The sequence below is a fragment of the Pyxidicoccus sp. M6 genome, assembly GCF_055568925.1.
Genome location: NZ_CM145714.1, coordinates 8,775,659 through 8,795,787, shown reverse-complemented (window position 1 = coordinate 8,795,787; position 20,129 = coordinate 8,775,659). Strand labels below are relative to the sequence as shown.

Annotated in this window: 14 protein-coding genes; 12 read left to right on the top strand and 2 right to left on the bottom strand. The window is 69.5% G+C overall.

The window, feature by feature from the left end; genetic code table 11:
- Positions 1 to 751: 751 nt before the first annotated feature.
- The 4 genes from ACVTJA_RS34510 (at position 752) to lptE (ending at position 6,746) form a co-directional block, all read left to right on the top strand.
- Positions 752 to 2,842: a neutral/alkaline ceramidase gene (locus ACVTJA_RS34510; RefSeq protein WP_465825988.1), complete on the top strand. Its 2,091-nt coding sequence runs from the start codon at positions 752 to 754 to the stop codon at positions 2,840 to 2,842.
- 219 nt (positions 2,843 to 3,061) lie between these two features.
- Positions 3,062 to 5,563, top strand: coding sequence for a leucine--tRNA ligase (leuS, locus tag ACVTJA_RS34505; RefSeq protein WP_465825987.1), 2,502 nt, complete (start codon positions 3,062 to 3,064; stop codon positions 5,561 to 5,563).
- 15 nt (positions 5,564 to 5,578) lie between these two features.
- Entirely contained in the window at positions 5,579 to 6,196 is a 618-nt protein-coding gene (locus tag ACVTJA_RS34500; RefSeq protein ID WP_465825984.1) for a hypothetical protein, read from the top strand.
- Between the two features lie 31 nt (positions 6,197 to 6,227).
- The gene (gene lptE / locus ACVTJA_RS34495; RefSeq protein WP_465825982.1) at positions 6,228 to 6,746 is read left to right on the top strand and encodes an LPS assembly lipoprotein LptE; all 519 of its coding nucleotides are present in this window, start codon (positions 6,228 to 6,230) and stop codon (positions 6,744 to 6,746) included.
- Positions 6,747 to 6,819: 73 nt separating this feature from the next.
- Here the strand turns inward: lptE and rpsT are convergent, their stop codons facing one another.
- Positions 6,820 to 7,086, bottom strand: a complete 267-nt coding sequence (gene rpsT / locus ACVTJA_RS34490; RefSeq protein ID WP_206726509.1) for a 30S ribosomal protein S20 — start codon at positions 7,084 to 7,086, stop codon at positions 6,820 to 6,822.
- A 137-nt stretch (positions 7,087 to 7,223) separates the two neighbouring features.
- Positions 7,224 to 8,453 carry a nucleoside triphosphate pyrophosphohydrolase gene (mazG, locus tag ACVTJA_RS34485; protein WP_465825979.1) on the bottom strand — a complete coding sequence of 410 codons (1,230 nt, stop codon included), beginning with the start codon at positions 8,451 to 8,453 and terminating at the stop codon, positions 7,224 to 7,226.
- 117 nt (positions 8,454 to 8,570) lie between these two features.
- Here mazG and ACVTJA_RS34480 point away from each other — a divergent pair, with 117 nt between their 5' ends.
- From ACVTJA_RS34480 to ACVTJA_RS34445, 8 genes are all read left to right on the top strand, one after another.
- Positions 8,571 to 10,760: a hypothetical protein gene (locus ACVTJA_RS34480; RefSeq protein WP_465825977.1), complete on the top strand. Its 2,190-nt coding sequence runs from the start codon at positions 8,571 to 8,573 to the stop codon at positions 10,758 to 10,760.
- Positions 10,761 to 10,766: 6 nt separating this feature from the next.
- Entirely contained in the window at positions 10,767 to 11,885 is a 1,119-nt protein-coding gene (locus ACVTJA_RS34475) for a DUF4388 domain-containing protein (protein ID WP_465825975.1), read from the top strand.
- A 98-nt stretch (positions 11,886 to 11,983) separates the two neighbouring features.
- Positions 11,984 to 13,078 carry a PhoH family protein gene (locus ACVTJA_RS34470; protein WP_465825973.1) on the top strand — a complete coding sequence of 365 codons (1,095 nt, stop codon included), beginning with the start codon at positions 11,984 to 11,986 and terminating at the stop codon, positions 13,076 to 13,078.
- A gap of 133 nt (positions 13,079 to 13,211) precedes the next feature.
- The gene (locus tag ACVTJA_RS34465) at positions 13,212 to 15,722 is read left to right on the top strand and encodes an HD family phosphohydrolase (protein WP_465825970.1); all 2,511 of its coding nucleotides are present in this window, start codon (positions 13,212 to 13,214) and stop codon (positions 15,720 to 15,722) included.
- A 22-nt stretch (positions 15,723 to 15,744) separates the two neighbouring features.
- On the top strand, positions 15,745 to 16,602 hold the full coding sequence (gene ybeY / locus ACVTJA_RS34460; RefSeq protein WP_465825968.1) for an rRNA maturation RNase YbeY: 858 nt from the start codon (positions 15,745 to 15,747) through the stop codon (positions 16,600 to 16,602).
- 99 nt (positions 16,603 to 16,701) lie between these two features.
- Positions 16,702 to 18,027 carry an Lnb N-terminal periplasmic domain-containing protein gene (locus ACVTJA_RS34455; protein WP_465825966.1) on the top strand — a complete coding sequence of 442 codons (1,326 nt, stop codon included), beginning with the start codon at positions 16,702 to 16,704 and terminating at the stop codon, positions 18,025 to 18,027.
- Between the two features lie 76 nt (positions 18,028 to 18,103).
- A protein-coding gene (prfB, locus tag ACVTJA_RS34450; protein ID WP_465825963.1) for a peptide chain release factor 2 occupies positions 18,104 to 19,226 on the top strand; the annotation gives its coding sequence in 2 pieces (ribosomal slippage) (positions 18,104 to 18,172 and positions 18,174 to 19,226; 1,122 coding nt in all).
- 365 nt (positions 19,227 to 19,591) lie between these two features.
- Positions 19,592 to 19,792, top strand: coding sequence for a hypothetical protein (locus ACVTJA_RS34445; RefSeq protein ID WP_465840584.1), 201 nt, complete (start codon positions 19,592 to 19,594; stop codon positions 19,790 to 19,792).
- Positions 19,793 to 20,129: the final 337 nt, after the last annotated feature.

Here is a 20,129-nt window from a genome sequence, read left to right as displayed (position 1 = left end):
GGGTTTCCAACGAGAAGAGTGCGATTACGCACCCCGGGATCAACGCCCTTCTCAGCGTCATTCGGTTCCTCACGTCCCTGCGTTTGAAACGGCCCCCCCTGAAGGATGCCGTGGACTTGAATCGTCCCTGGCTGAACGCTTCGGAGTCAACGGACATATCGGATTTCAAGAACTTGCCTGCCAGTGCAGACAGAGGGGAAATCTCTGCTGCCAGTGATACATGTGCCATGCTGATACATGGAGGCGCGGCTGACCCACCCACCTGGTAGGGCGCGAGTCACCAGGCCCACCAGGGCTTTCCGACGGCAGAAGGGCGTACGTCACGCCCCCCCGGAGAAACCCTGATGCCCGTCCCCCGTGCCCCGAGCGCGCGCTTCGCGGGCGTGCGCCATCCGAGTCTACCTTCATCGTCGCCGTGGTTGCTCGCGCGGCTCTTGACGCTGTGCGTGTCCTGGCCGGCCAGCGCCGGCTCGCTTCCCTGGCGCAGTGTGTTGTCCGCGACGGCACGTGGCGGAGAAGCTGTTCGGCCTCTTCCTCCCCGGCCTACAACGCCCAGGGGCAGGGCAACCTCCAGAATGTGGAGGTGACTGTCCCGGGTGTCCGTGAGGTCCGTTCCGTGAGCCCACCGGGGCTCCGCTCGTGGGAGGGCGGTGCCGGGGATGTCGTCCGGCGGTCCTTCCGCTTCGCATGACGGACAACACTTCGAGGGAGGCCGGCGACAATCCCGACTCCCCGAGGAGGAGCGTCACGCATGCAAACCTGTCTCGCCCGTCGGTGGTGTCCCTGGGTCCTCGCGCTGGTGCTGAGCGCATGTGGTGCCGAAGTCCGCGGTCCGGCGGAAGCGGAAGGAAGGGCCACGCCCACCGAGGCCACGGTGGCGCAGCCCGCGCTCACCGGCCCTTGCGCGGGCAACACGTCCTTCCAGGTGGGCGCGGGCATCCATGACATCACCGGCCCCGCAGCCGAATTGGGAATGATGGGCTACGCGATGCTGGAGCAGAAGACCGCGGGCATCCACCAGCGGCTGCGCTCGCGTGCCTTCGTCATCGCCTCACCCTGCAATGGCAAACGCGTGGCCTTCGTGAGCGCGGACGCGGCCTTCATCGCCCAGGGCGTCAAGCAGCAGGTGCTGGAGCGGCTGCGGGCCACGTACGGCGGCACGTACTCGGATGACAACGTGGTGCTGAGCGCCACGCATACGCACAGCGGGCCGGGCGGCTTCTCTCACTACGCGCTCTACAACCTGACGATTCTCGGCTTCGATAAGCAGAACTTCGACGCCATCGTCGACGGCATCTACCAGTCCATCGTCCGTGCGCACGGAAACCTCACTGCGGGCTCGGTGCGCATGGCCTCCGGGGACTTGCTCAACACCAGCATCAACCGCTCACCCGAGGCCTACCTGCGCAACCCCGCCACGGAACGCGCGCAATTCAATCAAGACACCGACAAGCGGATGACGATGCTGCGCTTGCAGTCCAGCACGGGGCAGGAGGTGGGGCTCATCAACTGGTTCGCCGTCCATGGCACGTCCATGGGCAACGACAACCTGCTCATCAGCGGCGACAACAAGGGCTACGCGTCCTACCTCTTCGAGAAGCTCAAGGGCACGGACTACACGGCCGCCAAGACCTTCGTGGCCGCCTTCGCGCAGAGCAACGAGGGCGACGTGACGCCCAACATCTACGGCGGGGAGAACGGGGGCGGTGCCAACGACTTCGAGAGCACGGAGCTGTCCGGTCGCAAGCAATATGACCTCGCCCGCGTGCTGTACGACGGCGCGACGCAATCCCTCACGGGCGCGGTGGACTACCGGCACACGTACGTGAAGCTGGACGAGGTGCAGGTGGCCCCCGCGTACACGGATGGCGTGGCCCGCACCACCTGCGAGGCGGCCATCGGCATCTCCATGCTGGCCGGCGCGGAGGACGGCCCGGGCTTCGGCAGCGAGGGCGCCACGTGCGAAGACATCCATGACGTGTGGAATGCCATCACCTGCGCGGTCACCACCACGCCGTGCCAGGGAGAGAAGCCCGTCGTGCTGGAGATGGGCACCCTGCAGCCCTACCCGTGGACACCGGAGGTGCTGCCGCTCCAGGTGGTGACGCTGGGCAATGTGGCGCTGGTGGCGGTGCCCTTCGAGATGACCACCATGGCGGGCCGGCGACTGCGCGCGACGGTGCAGGCCCAGCTCGCGCCGCTGGGTGTGGACACGGTTGTCATTGCGGGCCTGGCCAACGCGTACGCGGGCTACCTCGTCACGCGCGAGGAGTACGCGAAGCAGGACTATGAAGGGGCGTCCACGCACTTCGGTCCGTGGCAGCTCGCTGCGGTGCAGCAGGAGGCGGAGAAGCTGGCGGCCGCGCTGCGCAACGGCGCGTCCGTCCCCGCGGGCCCCACGCCGCGCGACTTGCGCAACAACCAGACGACGGTGCAGACGGGCGTGGTGTTCGATGACAAGCTGCTCTGGGTGGATTTCGGCGACGTCGTCACCAACGCGCAGGCGTCATACTCGCGGGGCGCGACGGTGAGCGTGAAGTTCTGGGGTGGCCACCCGAAGAACAACCTGCGGCGGCAGGGCAGCTTCCTCCAGGTGCAGCGCAAGTCAGGCACGTCCTGGGTGACGGTGGCCAATGACTGGGATTGGGAGACGAAGTACCGGTGGGAGCGCAACAACTGCGTGCCCACGTTTGCGTGCTCGCACGTCACCGTGGAGTGGCGGATTCCGGCGGACGCCACGCCGGGCACGTACCGCATCCGCCATGACGGCGACTGGAAGTCCGGCTGGGACGGAGTCATCCGCGCCTACACGGGCTACTCGCGCGAGTTCACGGTGAACTGAAGGTCGGCCCGCCGCTCGCCGGGGGACGGAGGGGGCTGGGCCGCACCGGGGCGCGACACAAGTGCCCGACTCCAGGGGTTTTCCCCGGTCAGCCGGTGTTTTCCGGCCCCGTCCGCCTCTGGAGGGGCCCCCGCACCGTCGGGCAGGCGCGTCCGGTGGGCATGACGCGGAAAGACGTGTTGCCCCCGGGCCCGGCCCTCCCATAAGAGACCCACGGACATGGCGATGAACGAGCGTTACGAGCCGCAGGCGATTGAAGGCAAGTGGCAGACCCGCTGGGACGAGGCGGGCATCTTCCGGGCGGGCAAGCGCCCGGGCGCACCCAAGAAGTACATCCTCGAGATGCTGCCGTACCCCAGCGGGAAGATGCACATGGGGCACGTGCGCAACTACCTCATCGGGGACGTGTACTCGCGCTACTACCTGATGCGCGGGTACGACGTGCTGCACCCCATGGGCTGGGACGCGTTCGGCCTGCCCGCGGAGAACGCCGCCATCAAGGACGGCGTGCACCCGGCGGTGCGCACCGAGGAGAACATCGCCTCCTTCAAGAAGGAGATCAAAAGCCTCGGCTACGCGTACGACTGGGAGCGCGAGGTCAACACCTCCAAGCCCGAGTACTACCGCTGGAACCAGTGGTTCTTCATCCAGATGCTGGAGCTTGGGCTCGTCTATCGCCGCTTCAGCAAGGTGAACTGGTGTACCGGCTGCCTCACCGTCATCGCCAACGAGCAGGTGAAGGAAGGCGTCTGCGAGCGCTGCGACTCGCCCGTGGTGGACAAGGAAATGCCCGAGTGGGCGTTCCGAATCACCCGGTTCTCGCAAGATCTGCTGGACGCGCTCGACACGCTGAAGGAGTGGCCGGACCGCATCACCTCCATGCAGCGCAACTGGATTGGCCGCTCGGACGGTGCCGAGGCCGACTTCCGCGTGCAGGGACATGACGCCGCGCTGCGCGTCTTCACCACCCGCATCGACACCATCTACGGCTGCACCTACGTGGTGCTCGCGCCGGACCACAAGCTGGTGGCCCAGGTGACGACGCCCGAGCGCCGCGCGGACGTGGAGTCCTTCGCCCGGCGCATGGCCGCCCAGTCCAAGACGGAGCGCCTGGGCGAGGACGCGGAGAAGGAGGGTGTCTTCACCGGCGCCTACGCCGTGAATCCCTTCACCGGCCAGCCCGTGCCCATCTGGATCGCCAACTTCGTGCTGAGCGACTACGGCACCGGCGCCGTCATGAGCGTGCCCGCGCACGACGAGCGCGACTTCGCCTTCGCGCGCAAGTACGGCCTGCCCGTCAAGGTGGTGGTGCAGCCGGCCTCCGGCGACAAGCTCCCCGAGAGCGGCAAGCTCGAGGCGGCGTACACCGAATACGGCGTGCTGGTGGACTCGGGTGAGTACTCGGGCCAGACGTCCGAGGCCGCGCGCCAGGCCATGGCCGCGAAGCTGGAGAAGGAGGGCCGCGGCAAGGCCACGGTGACGTACCGCCAGAAGGACTGGGGCTTCAGCCGCCAGCGCTACTGGGGCACGCCCATCCCCATCGTCTACTGCGAGAAGTGCGACCCCGAGCGCAAGGGCATCCCCGTGCCGGTGGACCAGCTCCCCGTGCGCCTGCCGGAAATCGACACGCAGGCGGTGCTGACGGGCAAGGGCGAGCCGCCCCTGGCCAAGGTGCCCTCGTGGGTGAACACCACCTGCCCGAAGTGCGGCGGGCCCGCGAAGCGCGAGGCGGAGACGATGGACACCTTCGTCGACTCCTGCTGGTACTTCGCGCGCTACCTGTCGCCGCACTACGACGCCGCGCCGTTCGACCCGAAGGAGGCGCAGCGCTTCCTCCCGGTGGACGTGTACGTGGGCGGCCCCGAGCACGCGGTGATGCACCTGCTCTACTTCCGGTTCTGGACCCGCGTCATGAAGATGCTGGGCCTCTCCCCCGTGGACGAGCCGGTGACGCGCCTGATTACGCAGGGCATCGTCAACGGCCCGGACGGCCGGAAGATGTCCAAGCGCTGGGGCAACGTGGTGGCGCCCGCCTCCATCGTCCAGAAGTACGGCGCGGACACCGCGCGCGCGTACGTGCTCTTCGCCGGCCCGCCGGAGCGCGACTTCGACTGGTCCGATGACCAGGTGGAGGGCGTCTTCCGCTTCCTCAAGCGCGTCTGGATACTGGCGGCCACGCATCACGACTCGGTGGCCGGCGTCACATACGACGGCGCCTACGAGGGCAAGGCGCTGGAGACGCGCCGCGCGGCGCACAAGTGCCTGAAGCGGGTGGGCGAGGCGATTGAGCGCCTGTCCTTCAACACCGCCATCGCCGGCATCATGGAGTGCGTCAACGCGCTCTACGCGCAGGGCACGCCGGAGACGCCCGCGGAGAAGGCCGCCATGGCCGAGGCCGTCCGGTTGCTCGCGGTGGTGCTGACGCCGCTCGCGCCGCACATCGCGGACGAGGTGGCGGAGGCCTACGGCTCGAAGGAGCTCACGGTGTCGCGGCCGTGGCCGGACTTCGACCCGGCGCTGGTGGTGGACGACGTGATTCCGTACGCCGTGCAGGTGAACGGCAAGCTGCGCTCGGAGATTCGCGTCGCGGCGGACGCGGGCGAGGCGGACGTGCGCAAGGCGGCGGAGGCGGACGAGAAGGTGCAGGCCGCCATCGCCGGCAAGACGCTGCGCAAGTTCGTCTTCGTGCCCAAGCGGCTGGTGAACTTCGTCGTCGGCTGAAGCGGGGACACCCGGGTGCCCGTCGAAGTCCTCGTCATGTGCGGTGCGTGCGGGCGCCCCCAACCGGCGGGCGGCCCGCGCTGTATTGCCTGCGGGGCTCCGCTGCCGGACGCGCCGCTGCCGGCGACGGCTCCGCGTGCCGGGGCGCCGTTCCTCGACGCGGACCTCGGCGGCGGGCGCTCCCTCTCCGGCGAAGGGGAGCGGCTCTCCTACCGGGCCGCGCCCACGCAGTCACCGCAGGAGGTGGAGCTGGGCAGCCTGCGCGGCGTGGAGTTGCGGACGCACTTCTTCCGCGAGGCGCTCGTCCTCGTGGCCTTCGCGGTGCCGGGCGTCCTGGCACATGCGGCGGCGCTGAAGGTGCTGTGCTTCGGCGTGGCGGCGCTGGGCGTGCTGCTGGCGGCGGTGTGCCGCTCACACGTGCTGGTGCTGGAGACGTCCGCGCCCGGGCGGGTGCGCTGGCCGCTGGGGCTGGCGCGCCGGGGCTCCGAGCGGGACGCGCGGCTCATGGCCGCCTGGGACACGCTGGCCAACGTGGTGCGTGCCCGGGGCGTGCCCGTCCGGGTGGTGGGCTCGCGGCCGGTGGCGGCGCCTCCGCCGGAGTCACCCGGGCCGCATGACGGCCCCCGCGCTTGACGGGCACCTCCGGCCGGGTAGGGTGCCGCGCATGTCACGTCCCTTCGCGCCCGCTTCGCGGCGCTTCCGGTGGGTGGCGGGCGCGTGGGTGGCCTGCGTGGCCCTCGGCTCAGGGTGCGGCTACCGCTTCGTCTCGAAGAGCGAAGGTCTGCCCGAGGGCGTGACGGCCCTCTGCGTGCCCGTCTTCACCAACGAGACGCCGGAGCCCGCGCTGGAGACGCTCTTCACGCGCTTCATGCGCCAGGAGTTGACGCGGGTGGGGCGGCTCGCCACCGGGGCGGGGTGCGATGCGCGCCTGGAGGGCGCGGTGATTTCCATCGTGAACTCGCCCACCATCGTCACCAACTACTACCGCGTCGCCGCCAATGTTCGGCTGCGGCTGGTGAAGGACGGGCAGATTCAGCGGGAGACCCTGGTCGCCGGCACGGAGGACTACCTGCTGGGGACCGGCGACGTCCTGGAGGCCGAGGCCAACCGGCAGGCCGCGCTGGACCGCCTGGCGGAGGTGCTCATGCGCGACGGGTACGATCGGCTGGCCAGCGCCTGGTGAGGAGGCGGACAGCCTCCTCCCGGCAGCCTGCTCAGGATGCGACAGGGGCCACGCGAGGTGGCCCCGGTGCTTCTCAGGCCTTGGCGGCCTTCGAGGCGGCCTTGGCGAGGCGGGAGATGCGGCGGGAAGCGGTGCGCTTGTGCAGCACGCCCTTGGAGGCGGCCTTGTTCAGCGCCTTGGAGGCCGCCTTGAGCGCGTCCGTCGGGTTGCCACCCTTGGTGGCGAGCGCCTCACGGGCGGACTTCACGGCGGTCTTCACCTCACCGCGGACGGTGACGTTGCGCGCGCGACGCTTGAGGGACTGACGGTGACGCTTCTCTGCGGACTTGGTGTTGGCCAAGGAAATCTCCAGCGGAATGGCAGGCTAAAAGAGGCGCCGTCCTTACTGCGACGCTTCACGGAGGTCAAGGCGGGTGTGCGCATCCGGTCGGGTTTTCCGGACTCCGGGTGCGCATCCCAGCCACCTGCCGGTGAGAATCAACCAGCCGAGGTCGCGTATTCCCACACCAGTCCGGCCGGATCCCTGAAGGTCAGCCGCCCCGCGCGGAAGTCCACCTCGGTGCCGGGCCTCACCTCCTCCAGCGCGGCCCGCAGGCGCTCCACCGCGCGGGCGGAAGGGGCCTCCAGCGTCAGGATCAGCGCCCCGCCCCCGGCCGGCGCCGTCCCCGCCATCGCCGAGCCCGGGGAGCCCGAGGAGCCCGGGGCCGAGAAGACGACGCGCAGGGCCCCATCTCCATAGGAGACCTCGTCCGGGCCGGCGCGCCCGGTGCTCCAGCCCAGCCGGGGCGCCACCGCGTCCCAGAAGGCGCGCTGGGCGGACAGGTCGGCCACCTGGAAGCGCAGGGTGGACACGGAGGCACGGGGCAGCCAGGCGGGCGGCGGCAGGGACTTCTCCTTCACCTTCGCGGCCTGCCAGTGCCGCTCCATGTGCTCCAGGGTGGCCTCGCCGAAGGGGACGCCCTCGGCGCGCAGCTCGGACTCGATGTGCTGGAAGCGCGTGGTGAAGCGGCGGATGGCCATGCGCAGCGCGTCCTCGGCGGGCGCCTTGATGAAGCGCGCGAGGTTGGCCAGGGAGAAGAGGACGTCGCCCAGCTCGTGCTCAATCGCGTCCCGGTCTCCCGAGGCGATGGCCTCGTCCAGCTCGTCCAGCTCCTCGGCCAGCTTGCCGCGCACACCGGCCAGGTCCGGCCAGTCGAAGCCGATGCGGCTGGCCTTCTCGGTGAGGCGCTCGGCGCGCATCAGCGCGGGCGCGGCGACGGGCACGCCGTCCAGCACCGAGCCCTCGCTGCCCGTCTTCCGCTTCTTCTCCTCGGCCTTCAGCTTCGCCCAGTTGGCCAGCACCTGCTCCGCGCCGTCCACGCGGCCCTCGCCGAAGACGTGCGGGTGGCGGCGGACGAGCTTGTCGCTGATGGACTTCGCCACGTCGGCCATCGTGAACTCGCCCAGCTCCGCGCCCAGCTGCGCGTGGAAGACAATCTGGAAGAGCAGGTCCCCCAGCTCCTCGCAGAAAGAGCGCCAGGAGGCGCCGCCGTAGCCAACCCGGTCCATCTCCTCCAGGACCTCGAACGCCTCCTCCAGGAGGTAGGGTCGCAGGGAGCGGAGGTCCTGCTCACGGTCCCATGGGCAGCCCTGCTCGGAGCGCAGGGTGCGCATGATGTCCACCAGTCGCTCCAGCTCGGCCCCGGGGTTTCGCGTCGTGTCCGCCATGCGCGGTCCTGTAACACGCGACGTAGCCCCCAGAACGGAATGATGGCTGGCAGGCGAGCAGGGAAGGCGGCGTTCCTTTCGTGGTTTGACCCGGGTCGCCTATCATCCGCCCCCTGGATGATCCGCCTTCCGCACCTCGCCCTCGTCCTGTGGGGCCTCGCGATTCTGGCTCCCGGGGTGGCGTCCGCGCAGATTGAAGCGCCGTCCCGCCTCCAGGAGGTGGATCCGAGCGCCGTCGAGCCCGACCTGCGCGACGAGTCCTTTGACCCGAGAGATCAGCCCATCGAGGACATCCCCGATGAGCCCGATCCGCCGCCCGCCGAGGACGGTGACACGCCCGCGAAGGGGGCGAAGGCCGGCAAGGGCGCCAAGGCGACCGAGGCCGTGCCCGCGAGCGCCAAGACGCCGGCCACGGCTCCGGCGGCGCCCGAGGCGTCCGCCGTCGTCCCGTCCCGTCCGGTGCTGGCGCCGGTGCTCGCGCCGAAGCTGTCGGACGGGGAGGTGCTGGCGGTGTGGGACCGCTGGCGCCAGGCTCGAGCGACGAATGACGCGGCCGGCGCGGACGCCGCGCTGAAGGCCCTGGTGAAGTTGCGTGGGGAGCTGGTGGCCTCGGACCTGGAGCCCATCAGCGTGGGCATCGTGCGCGAGTCCGCCGTCAGGCGCCGGGCGGGGGACATGACCGGCGCGGTGCGGCTGGCGGAGCTGGCGGTGGAGCTGTCCCCGGGGCTGCCCTATGCCCACTTCGCGCTCGCCGAGACCTACGCGCTGGCGGATCTGGCCAACGTGTCCCGCTACCTGGGCGAGGCGCGCGCCGCCTTCACGAGCCTGTTCCTGGACGCGCGCTACCGCCGGCCGGTGCTCGCGGACCTGGGCGCGCTGACGCTGCTGGCCTGGGCGGCCACGGCCGCGGCCCTGGTGGGGCTCCTGTTCCTGCGCCGGGTGCGCTACGCGCTGCATGACTTCCACCACCTGCTGCCGCGCGCGGTGTCGCGGTGGCAGTCCTCGCTGCTGGGGCTGGCGCTGCTGGCGCTGCCATTGGCGCTCGGACTGGGCGGGGTGACGGTGCAGCTGGTGCTGCTGGGCGCGGTGTCGCTGTACCTCACCCGCGCGGAGCGGACGGTGGCGGCGGTGCTGGTGGCGGGCCTGGGCCTGCTGCCGCTGGCGGCCGGGCAGCTCGCCCGGGTGACGGCCTTCGCGGGCACGTCCGCGGAGGACGTCTATCTCCTGGAGCGCGGTGGCCTGTCCGCGGAAGCCGCCATGGCGCGGGTGCTCGCGCGGCAGGAGTCGCACGCGGCCACCTTCGCGGAGCTGAACGCCCTGGCGCACTACGAGTCGCGCCGTGGCCTCTTGGATGATGCGAAGGCGCACTACAAGGCGGCCTCGGGACTGCGCGGTGGCGACGCGCGGCTGCTGACGCGCTTCGGCAACACGCTGGTGGGCCTCGGGGACGACGAGGGCGCGGCGCAGCTCTACCTCCAGGCCACCCAGGCGGATCCGCTGCTGGCCGCGCCGCACTACAACCTGGCGCAGGTGTACCGCCGCCGGGCGAAGACGCTGCCGGACTCGGAGGTGGGCAAGGAGCTGGACCGCGCCGCCACCGCCATCGCCTCCGCGCAGTCGCTGGACGGCTCGCTGATTGCCCGCGAGCCGCCTCCCGGCGACCACCTGCTGCTGAACCTGCTGATGCTGTCGCCCGCGATGCAGGAGTCGGAGTGGCTGCCGCTCGCGGACGGCACGGAGGCGGGGCGCCGGGTGGAGGCGCAGCTCAGCCGCTGGCTGCTGCCGGGCGTGCCGCCGGGGCCGGTGGCGTGGGCCATGCCCGCGGTGCTGGCGGTGCTGCTGGCCGTGTGGGGCCTGGCGGCCGGGAAGCTCAAGGCCGCGAAGGTGTGCGAGCGCTGCGGCCGCGCCGTCTGCGTGCGCTGCGACCCGGAGCTGGGCGTGGGCAGCAAGCAGTGCGGCCAGTGCGTGAATGTCTTCTCTCGCAAGGGGCTGGTGCCGCAGCAGCTCCGCAATCGCAAGCAGGGGCAGGTGGAGCGCCACCAGGCGTGGGTGGGCCGGGTGACGTACGCGCTGGGCGCGGTGCTGTCCGGCGCGGGCCACGTGGCCTCCGGCGTGCCGGTGCGCGGCGCCCTCTACGCCTTCCTCTTCCTCTTCGCGCTGGCGGCCACACTGCTCCACCAGGGGCTGGTGCGCGCGCCATACGGTGACACGCCGCTGTACCTCAAGCTGGTGCCGGCGGTGCTGCTCCTCGTCTGTGTCCACCTGCTGTCACTGCGCGGCCTGCGCCGGCTGCGGCAGGGGGAGTGAGAACGCATGTCCCTCCAGGGAACGCTGAAGGACTTCGGCATCGGAGACATCCTCCAGCTCATCGGCCAGCAGCAGAAGACGGGCACGCTGCACCTGCGCAACAAGGAGCAGGAGGTCCGCGTCGGCTTCAAGGACGGCCACATCATCAAGGCCGAGAGCCTCACCCGGAAGCGCAAGGACCTCATCGGCGCCATGCTGGTGCGCTCCGAGCTGATCACCGAGATGCAGCTCGAGGCCGCGCTGGAGACGCAGCGGCGCACCCTCAAGCGGCTGGGGGACGTGCTCGTCTCCAGCCAGGCCCTCACCGCCGAGCGCTTCCAGGCGATGATGCAGCTGCAGGCCACCGAGACCATCTACCGCCTCTTCACGTGGAAGGCCGGCACCTACGAGTTCATCCAGGAGCCCGTGGAGCCGGACGCGGAAGCCATCCAGCCCCTGCGCGCCGAAACGGTGCTCATGGAGGGCTTCCGGATGGTGGACGAGTGGCCCGTCATCCGGAAGCACATCCACCGCGACGACCTGGCGTTCGAACGCCTCAAGGCGCTCCCGCAGCCCCGGCCCGGTGACGAAGACGGGGAGCTGGGCACCATCGGCTCCTCCGAGCGCCGCGTCTACGAGGAGATTTCACCGGGCCGCGACCTGCGCAAGCTGGTGGATGTCTGCTGCCTGGGCGAGTTCGAGACGTGCAAGGCGCTCTACAACCTCGTGAAGGGGGAGTACGTCCGCGCCGTCCACCCCGAGGGCGTCCGGGCCCCCGCGCCGGGAGACGAGCGCCTGCTCGCCCGGGTGGTGGGCACGGTGGGGCGCATCGTCGCCACCATGGTGGTGCTGGCCGCGATGGCCCTGGTGGTGTCCCGCAGCGCCTGGGCCAGCCCCGAGGGTACCTCCGCCACGTCCTTCACGGATCCGGCGGCCCAACGTCATGTTTCCGAGGCCCAACGCGTCCGCATCGCCGCGGCGCTCGAGGTGTTCCGCCTGGAACGCGGAGAACTGCCGGAACGCCTGGATTCTTTGGTGCAGGCTGGATTGTTGGAAGCAGAGGAACTGAGATACCCCTGGCGGGAGGAGTATCATTACCGACGGATTGCCGCCCGGCAGTACGTCCTCCTGCCACCCTTGCGCTAGTCCTGGACGAAAGTCGTCTTTCGCGACCCGGGGCCCGGCGTTACGTTGTGGTCAGCCGTTATGACGTCCTGACCGAGCTGACCGAGGAACGACCCGCATTGCGAAATCCCGCCACGTTGGAAGCGCCTGAAGTCCTCACCACCTCCGCCTCAGCCAAGGTGGACGTTCGTGACAACGCGACCGCCCTGGCCCTCTGCGGCAATCAGAACGAAAACCTCAAGTTGATGGAGCGGCGGCTCGGAGTCCGAGTCGGGCAGCGGGGGACCGAGTTCCACCTGTCCGGCCCTTCCGACGCCGTGGCCTTCGCCGTGCGCCTCCTGGAGAACCTGGAGGAGATGATCCGCGCGGGCCGTCCCGTCTACCGCGAGGACGTGGAGCAGGGCATCAAGGTGCTGGGCCGCGGTGGAGCCGAGTCCCTCCAGGAGGTCATGCTCGGGCCCGTCCTGAAGAGCTCCGGCAACCGCCAGATTTCTCCCAAGAGCATCAACCAGAAGCGGTACGTGGATGCCATCCGCACCCACGACATCGTCTTCGGCATCGGACCCGCCGGCACGGGCAAGACGTACCTGGCCATGGCCATGGCGGTGGCCTTCCTGCAGGAGCGCAAGGTCAAGCGCATCGTCCTCGCGCGTCCCGCGGTGGAGGCCGGCGAGAAGCTGGGCTTCCTCCCCGGCGACTTGCAGGAGAAGGTGAACCCCTACCTGCGCCCGCTGTACGACGCGCTCCACGACATGATGGCGGCCGAGCGCGCCGCGGCGCTGCTGGAGCAGGGCGTGGTGGAGGTGGCTCCGCTGGCCTTCATGCGCGGCCGCACGCTGAATGACGCCTTCGTCATCCTCGACGAGGCCCAGAACACCACCGTGGAACAGATGAAGATGTTCCTCACGCGACTGGGCTACAACAGCAAGGCCGTCATCACCGGCGACGTGACGCAGGTGGACCTGCCCACCGGGAAGATGTCCGGCCTCAACCACGCGCGCTCCGTCCTGAAGAAGGTGGAGGGCATCCACTTCGCGGAGTTCGCCGAGGTGGACGTGGTCCGCCACCCGCTCGTCCAGGAAGTGATTCGCGCGTATGACCGCGCGGAATTGGCCAAGCTGGAGGCCCAGGTCGCCCGCGAGGCGGCCGCCCTCCAGGCGTCCTCCGCCACCACGTCCGCGCAGCCCGCCACCGCTCCCGTCGGCGGCGAGTGACTCCGCGAGCGCCCACGTACGCCCACCCGCGCACACCCTGGCGGGCGGGCGTACGGAATCCCACCCTCGTGAATAATCCCTGGCGCTGCGTCCTTGATGGATCCGCGACGCCTTATCTAGGGTGAGGACCCCCATGGCCGAACCGGAATCGCAGCCCCCCGGGCCCAGTCCACTGGACGCGCTCGCCGACCGCCTCGGACTGGGCAACGGCGTGTGGGGCCGGCGTGCCGTCCAGGTCTTCCTGCTGCTCGCCGTGGCGGTGGGGGCCGGCTTCGTCATCTCTCCGGGCCTCTACAGCCAGCAGATTCCGGCGCTGACCGAGGAGCACCTCGGCAAGCCGTTCCGCGCCAGCTCTCCGGCGGGCTTCAAGGCCGCGCGCGACTACGAAATCGTCCACGGCGCCATGACGCAGCAGCGCCGCCAGGACGCCCGCGGCGCCGTCCGCCCCGTGTACGACTTGAACCCCGCCGTGGTGGGCAGTCTGCGCACCTCGGTGAAGGCCGCCTTCCGGACCCTGCGCGAGCGCCTGGACGAGCAGGCCGAGTCCAAGGCCGGACAGGAACCCGAGGACGGACAGGCCCGCCGCCGCAAGCCCGCGCCCCCCACCGTGGAGGAGGTGGAGCGCGAGCGCCGCGTCCGCGAGGCCATGCAGGCGGAGTTCCAGGAGCTCCTCTTCGGCCAGCGCGACTCGGGGCTGGAGGCGGAGGACTTCCAGGCGCTGTACGCCACCCGCTTCTCGCCGGAGGCGGAGCAGGCCACGCTGGTGGTGCTGGAGCGCGCCTATCGCTCCGAGCGGGGCCCGGTGTTCGTGGCCGGCTCGCGCGACGAGCTGGCCCGCGAGGCCCCCCAGGGGCTCACCGTCCGCGACGTGGTGAACAAGGGCGAGGAGACGCTGCCCGGCACCGCGCCGCAGGTCTTGGACGTGCGCGAGGCGTACCAGGAGTTGGACCGCTTCGCCTCCGTTCCCGGCAACCTGCTGCCGGACGCTCCCGGCGTGCAGCGCCGTGCGGTGCTGCGGCTGGCCAAGCGGCTGGTGCGGCCCAACCTCACCATCAACATCGCGGAGACGGACGCGCGGCGCACGCAGGCGGCGCAGGCGGTGAAGGACGCCGTCATCTCCATCAAGAAGGGCCAGCGCGTCATCGGCGACGGCGAGCTCGTCAACGAGACGCACCTGGTGATGCTGCGCGGCATGCGCGCGGAGACGGACCGGTTGGATCTGCTCCAGCTCCAGATTGGCGGCACCGGGCTGGTGGCGCTGCTCATCGCGGCCTCGTACCTCTTCTGCCGCGCGGCCTTCCGCCGCTTCCGTCCCACGCGCAAGGACGGGCTGCTGCTGGGCCTGCTGCTGGTGGGCCTGTTGGGCCTGCTGCAAATCTGGGTGTCCATCGCGGACGCGGTGCAGGACCGGTACACCGCGCTGCCCATTGAAGCCTTCTATTACGCCTTCCCGGTGGCGGCTGGCGCCATGCTGGTGCGCTTCATCCTCACGCAGGAATTGGCGCTCTTCTTCGCGCTGGTGTTCGCGTGCCTCGCCGGCGTCATGCTGAGCAACTCGCTGGCCTTCGGCATCTACACGCTGCTGGGCTCGCTGGTGGCGGCGGACCGCATCGTCAAGGCGAAGGACCGCGTGGGCATCTTCCGCGCGGGCCTGCTGACGGGCGCGACGAACCTCATCGCGGTGGTGTTCCTCTTCCTCGTGGAAGGCAAGGGGCTGGCGGGCGACACGCTCATCACCGCGCTGTGCGCATTCCTGGGCACCTCGCTGGCGGTGCCGGTGATGGTGATGGCGCTCACGCCGCTCATCGAGTCCACCTTCGGCTACGCCTCGGACATCAAGCTGCTGGAGTTGGCCAACCTCAACCACCCGGCGCTCAAGGAGCTCATCGTCCAGGCGCCCGGCACCTACCACCACTCCATCATCATCGGCTCGCTGGTGGAGAACGCGGCGGAGGCCATTGGCGCCAACCCGCTCCTGGCGCGCTCGTGCGCGTACTACCACGACATCGGAAAGGGCCGGAACCCGCTCTACTTCGGGGAGAATCAGAAGGGCGAGAACCGGCATGACCAGCTCGCCCCGGCCATGAGCGCGGTCATCATCAAGCGCCACGTGACGGAAGGGTTGGAGATGGCCCGCCAGTACCGGCTGCCCAAGCTGGTGGCGGACGCCATTCCGCAGCACCACGGCACGCGCACGGTGGGCTACTTCTACCACAAGGCGTTGAAGGAGCAGGAGGGCAAGGAAGGCGCGCCCCCCATCGACGAGAGCATCTACCGCTACCCGGGCCCCAAGCCGCAGTTCCGCGAGGCGGCGCTGGTGATGATTGCCGACGCGGTGGAGGCCTCCACTCGCTCCATGTCGGACCCCACCACGCCGAAGCTGCAGGCGCAGGTGCAGAAGATCATCAACCTCATCTTCTCCGAGGGTCAGCTCGACGAGTGCGATTTGACGTTGAAGGACCTCAACATCATCGCGCAGTCCTTCCTGCACACGCTGGAGGGCATCTACCATACGCGCCCGGCGTACCCGGCGGGCGCGGTGGGCGGGGGCAAGGCGCCGCCGCTCGTGGTGGCGGGTGGGGTGAAGGCGCCGGAAGGCAACAAGGACAGCAAGGACAAGGCGCGCACCGCGGGGGCATCTTGAGCGCGGCGCGAGGAGCAAGCGTGTGAGACTCCGCAAGGGGAAGCTGATTCCCCGCGACGACGGCAAGCGCATCGAGGAGTTCGTGGGAGCGGCGACGACGGGCACGGAGTCCGCCTCCGTCGCGCACATGCTTGCGCCCCCGGGCTGGTCCGAGCCCGCGCAGCGCCCCGAGTTCGACGAGGTCGTCATCGTCCTCACGGGCGAGCTGACGGTGGTGGTGGAGGGTCGCCGCGAGCGCATCGCCGCGGGCGAGGTGGGGCTCGTGCCGCGCGGCAAGCGCGTCGTGTACCGCAACGACGGGCAGGGCGCGTGCGACTACTGGTCCATCTGCGCCCCGGCCTTCCGCCCGGAGCTGGCGCACATGGAGACGCCCGCGCCGCGCGAGGCCGAGTACCACGTCACCGTGCAGGTGGCACACAACCAGGGCCGCGAGTACTCACGGCTCCTGTCGGGCTGGGCGCGCGACTACCTCAAGCAGCTCGACCTGTCCGGCTGCGAGCTGTCGCTGTCGCTCGTGGACGACCGGGCCATCCGCCGCCTCAACCGCACCTGGCGCAACAAGGACAAGGCCACGGATGTGCTCAGCTTCCCCGCGGGCGAGCTGCCCAAGGGCACGCCAGGCCCGCGCCCGCTGGGCGACGTGGTCATCTCGCTGGACACGGCGAAGCGGCAGGCCAGGGAGTACGGCCGCACGCTGGAGGCGGAGATGGCGCGCTATCTGGCGCACGGCCTCCTGCACCTGCTGGGGCACGACCACGAGAAGCCGCGCGACGCGAAGCGCATGGCCGCGCTGGAGGAGCAACTGCTCGGCGAGCGCGGCATGGTGGCGGACTCACTCCAGGTGGACGCTCGCGCCCGCCGGGCCCGCAGCCTGATGTAGGCCCCTCCTCGGCCCCCTGCCGGACAATCCGGCATCCTGCGGTTGAGTCGGGCGGCACGCATGATAGGTAGGCCGCCTCCCGTGTGTTGGACGGACTCCATGCCCCGCCTGTCACTCATCGCCACCTGCCTGCTCGGCCTCCTGCTCTGGACGGCCCCGGCCCACGCACGCGAGGTCTCCATTCCGCCCTGGGGCTCCGGTGAGAGCCGGGGTGAGGACTTGTCCATCTGGCTGGTGACGTTCAGCCCGGGGGACGACGTGCCCTCGTGGTGGGGCCACGGCTCGCTGGTGGTGGAGGACAAGCGGCTGGAGCAGCAGCGCCTCTACAACTACGGGATGTTCACCTTCAACGACACCATGCTGGCCCGCTTCGCCATGGGCCGCCTGGAGTTCTGGGTGGGCCACTCGCCCGTCGGCGCCACCTTCCGCTACTACAAGTCGGAGGACCGCGACGTCCGCATCCAGGAGCTGAACCTCACCCCGGAGCAGCGGCTCGTCGTCGCCAGGCGGCTGGCGGACAACGTGCTGCCGGAGAACCGCGAGTACCTGTATCACCATTACAACGACAACTGCGTGACGCGGCTGCGCGACATGATTGACGTCGCCACCGGCGGGCAGTTGAAGGAGATGGACAAGGCCCCGGGCCGCATGACGCTGCGCGAGCACACGCGGCGCTACACGGCGGTGAATGCGCCCATGAGCGTGCTGCTCGACTTCATGATGAACGATGAAATCGACCATCCCATCACGAAGTGGGAGGAGGCCTTCCTCCCGGACGAGCTCGAGACGCAGGTGGCGGCGCTCCAGGTGAAGGGCGCTGACGGGCAGACGCGCTCGCTGGCCGCGAAGACGTGGAACTACTACGAGTCGCCCACGCGCAAGCGCCCGCCCGCGGAGCCACCGGCGTGGGGCCCGTGGATTCTGGCGCTGGGCGTGGCGCTCGGCGGCGCGGCGGTGGGGCTGGCGGCGTGGGAGCGGCGCGGCAGCCGGCTGGCGCGCGTGCTGCTCGGCCTGGAGAACGCGGTGCTGGGGCTGGTGCTCGGCATCCCGGGCACGGCGCTGCTCATCATGTGGCTGGTGACGAACCACACGGTGACGCACCGGAACGAGAACCTCTTCCTCGCCAACCCGCTGACGCTGTTGGCCGTGCCCTTCGGCGTGGCGCTCTTGTGGAACAGCAAGAAGGCGCGCGCGCGGCTGTCGAAAATCTGGCTGGTGCTGGCGGCGACCGGCGTGCTGGGCGTGGTGCTCAAGATTCTTCCGCCGTTCGACCAGGACAACTGGCGGCTCATCGCGCTCATCCTGCCCATCAACCTGGGCATGGCGGGTGCCTTCGGGCTGGAGCGCGTCCTGGCGCGGCTGCGCGGGGCGCAGCGTGCGTCAGCCGGGCAGGGCGACGCCGTCGCTTCGCTCAAGGCGCCCTGACTCTCTTCACTTCTTTCTCTCAACCCCTTCCCGAACGCGGCGCCAGACCTGGCGCCGGCTGAACGAGGACGACACCATGGCGAACGATTCGATGGAGAAGATCAACGGCCTTAGAGAGCGCGTGCTGGCGCTCCGGGGGCATCTTTGACCTGGACCGCAAGCGCTCCCGCATCGCGCTGATTGAGCGGGATTCCACGCTGCCCAACTTCTGGGATGACAACACCAAGGCCCAGTCGCTGCTGAAGGAGAAGTCCACGCTGGAGGCCAGCGTCGGCGCCTACGACAAGGTGATGCGCGGCCTGGACGACGCGCAGACGCTCCTGGAGCTCGCCGCCGAGGCCAACGACGAGGACACCGCGAAGGAGGCGGAGGGCTCGCTGGAGTCGCTGGAGGGCGACGTCGCGAAGCTGGAGCTGGCGCGCATGCTCTCCGGCGAGCAGGACCGCAGCAGCTGCTTCATGGACATCAACGCCGGCGCCGGTGGCACGGACTCCATGGACTGGGCGGCCATGCTGCTGCGCATGTACTCGCGCTACTGCGAGGCCAAGGGCTGGAAGGTCGAGATCAACGACGAGGTGCCGGGCGAAGAGGCGGGCTTCAAGAACGTCTCGCTCCGCATCGAGGGTGACTTCGCCTACGGCTACCTCAAGGCCGAGGTGGGCGTGCACCGGCTGGTGCGCATCTCTCCGTTCGACGCCAACGCGCGGCGGCAGACGGCCTTCGCGTCCGTGGACGTCTATCCGGAGGTGGACGACACCATCCAGATCGACATCCCGGAGAAGGACATCGAGCTGAAGTTCATCCGCGGCGGCGGCGCGGGCGGCCAGAAGGTGAACAAGACGTCATCCACCGCGCAGCTGCGCCACCTGCCCACCGGCATCATCATCACCTGCCAGACGGAGCGCTCGCAGTCGGCCAACAAGGACATGGCCTTCAAGATTCTGCGCGGCCGCCTGTACGAGCTGGAGATGAAGAAGCGCGAGGCCGCGCGCGACGCGGCGGAGGCGCAGAAGAAGGACATCTCCTTCGGCTCGCAGATCCGCAGCTACGTCCTGGCCCCGTACCGCATGGTGAAGGACCTGCGCACCGGCGTGGAGACGGGCAACGTGGACTCGGTGCTGGACGGCAACCTCGACGAGTTCGTCACCGCCCAGCTCCTCGGGGTGAAGAACCCCAACCGCGGCGCGGGCGCGGACTGAGCCTCGTGCATCGCATGTTTCGGCCCTTGCGGGTTGTCTCCCGCGGGAGTTGCCGAAGATATTGAGACTTTGTAGCCGAGCAAGGTGGAAGTCCTTGCTCGGTTACGTCTTCGTTGGCTGATGGCTCCACAGCGGACGCCGCCAGGGGCCCGAGCGCCTGTGCAGTCTGCCATGAGTTCAAGCAATGACTCGGACCCCGGTGCCTCGTTCTGTCGTTGAGCTCCAGGCGCTCGCGACCCAGGGCGCGATGCAGTCATCCCTCAATCGTTTTTCGATGAAACGCCACGCGGCGGCTTTCTGGGCAAGGCGGTTGGCAACTTCAGACTCTTCAATATCGGTCGCAGCAGTCCGAAGCAAAGACAAACCTGAAAAGCATCTACACTGCCTTCAGGGCCTACCTCGCGGAGACGGACCACCATCCTTCTTCGCTTGAGGCCGCGCGTTTTCAGCCCTACCCCGGCGGGAGGTATGTCTACCGTGCGGTCAAAGGGGAAATCGTCGGTGCTGAGCGGCGGGGGGCGTGCGGAACTGGTGGCCGCAGGTCTCCGACTGCTTGCTCGCTATGACACTGAACCGCACATAGGCGCGCGGTCCTTTCTTGTCATGGCCGTCACGCGCATCGAGCCCGAAGGTCTTTTTGATGTTTGGTTCATCGACCGGTTTGGGGAGCCGCGCTGCATAACGCCCGAGACGACGAACCGAGAAGCACGGCGTTGGGCGCGGCAATGAGAAACGTTGACGCTGCTGAGCGGGTGAACGAAAGGCAGTTGGAGCCGGAGCGCGGCGTCAGGGCGAGCGCTTCCGCTCCGGCTTCATCCAGAGGGGCTGGCAGGTCGTCGGATCGCCTGCCAGGCCTCGCATGCAGAAGAAGCCCTCGCCGCAGATGCCAGGCACCTTCCGGTC

Bases quoted from the DNA above. Each gene is read 5' to 3' on its own strand.
- ACVTJA_RS34465 (WP_465825970.1), top strand. From the start codon at position 13,212: ATGGCCGAACCGGAATCGCAGCCCCCCGGGCCCAGTCCACTGGACGCG.
- ACVTJA_RS34480 (WP_465825977.1), top strand. From the start codon at position 8,571: ATGATCCGCCTTCCGCACCTCGCCCTCGTCCTGTGGGGCCTCGCGATT.
- lptE (WP_465825982.1), top strand. From the start codon at position 6,228: ATGTCACGTCCCTTCGCGCCCGCTTCGCGGCGCTTCCGGTGGGTGGCG.
- ACVTJA_RS34475 (WP_465825975.1), top strand. From the start codon at position 10,767: ATGTCCCTCCAGGGAACGCTGAAGGACTTCGGCATCGGAGACATCCTC.
- leuS (WP_465825987.1), top strand. From the start codon at position 3,062: ATGGCGATGAACGAGCGTTACGAGCCGCAGGCGATTGAAGGCAAGTGG.
- ACVTJA_RS34510 (WP_465825988.1), top strand. From the start codon at position 752: ATGCAAACCTGTCTCGCCCGTCGGTGGTGTCCCTGGGTCCTCGCGCTG.
- ACVTJA_RS34455 (WP_465825966.1), top strand. From the start codon at position 16,702: ATGCCCCGCCTGTCACTCATCGCCACCTGCCTGCTCGGCCTCCTGCTC.
- mazG (WP_465825979.1), bottom strand. From the start codon at position 8,453: ATGGCGGACACGACGCGAAACCCCGGGGCCGAGCTGGAGCGACTGGTG.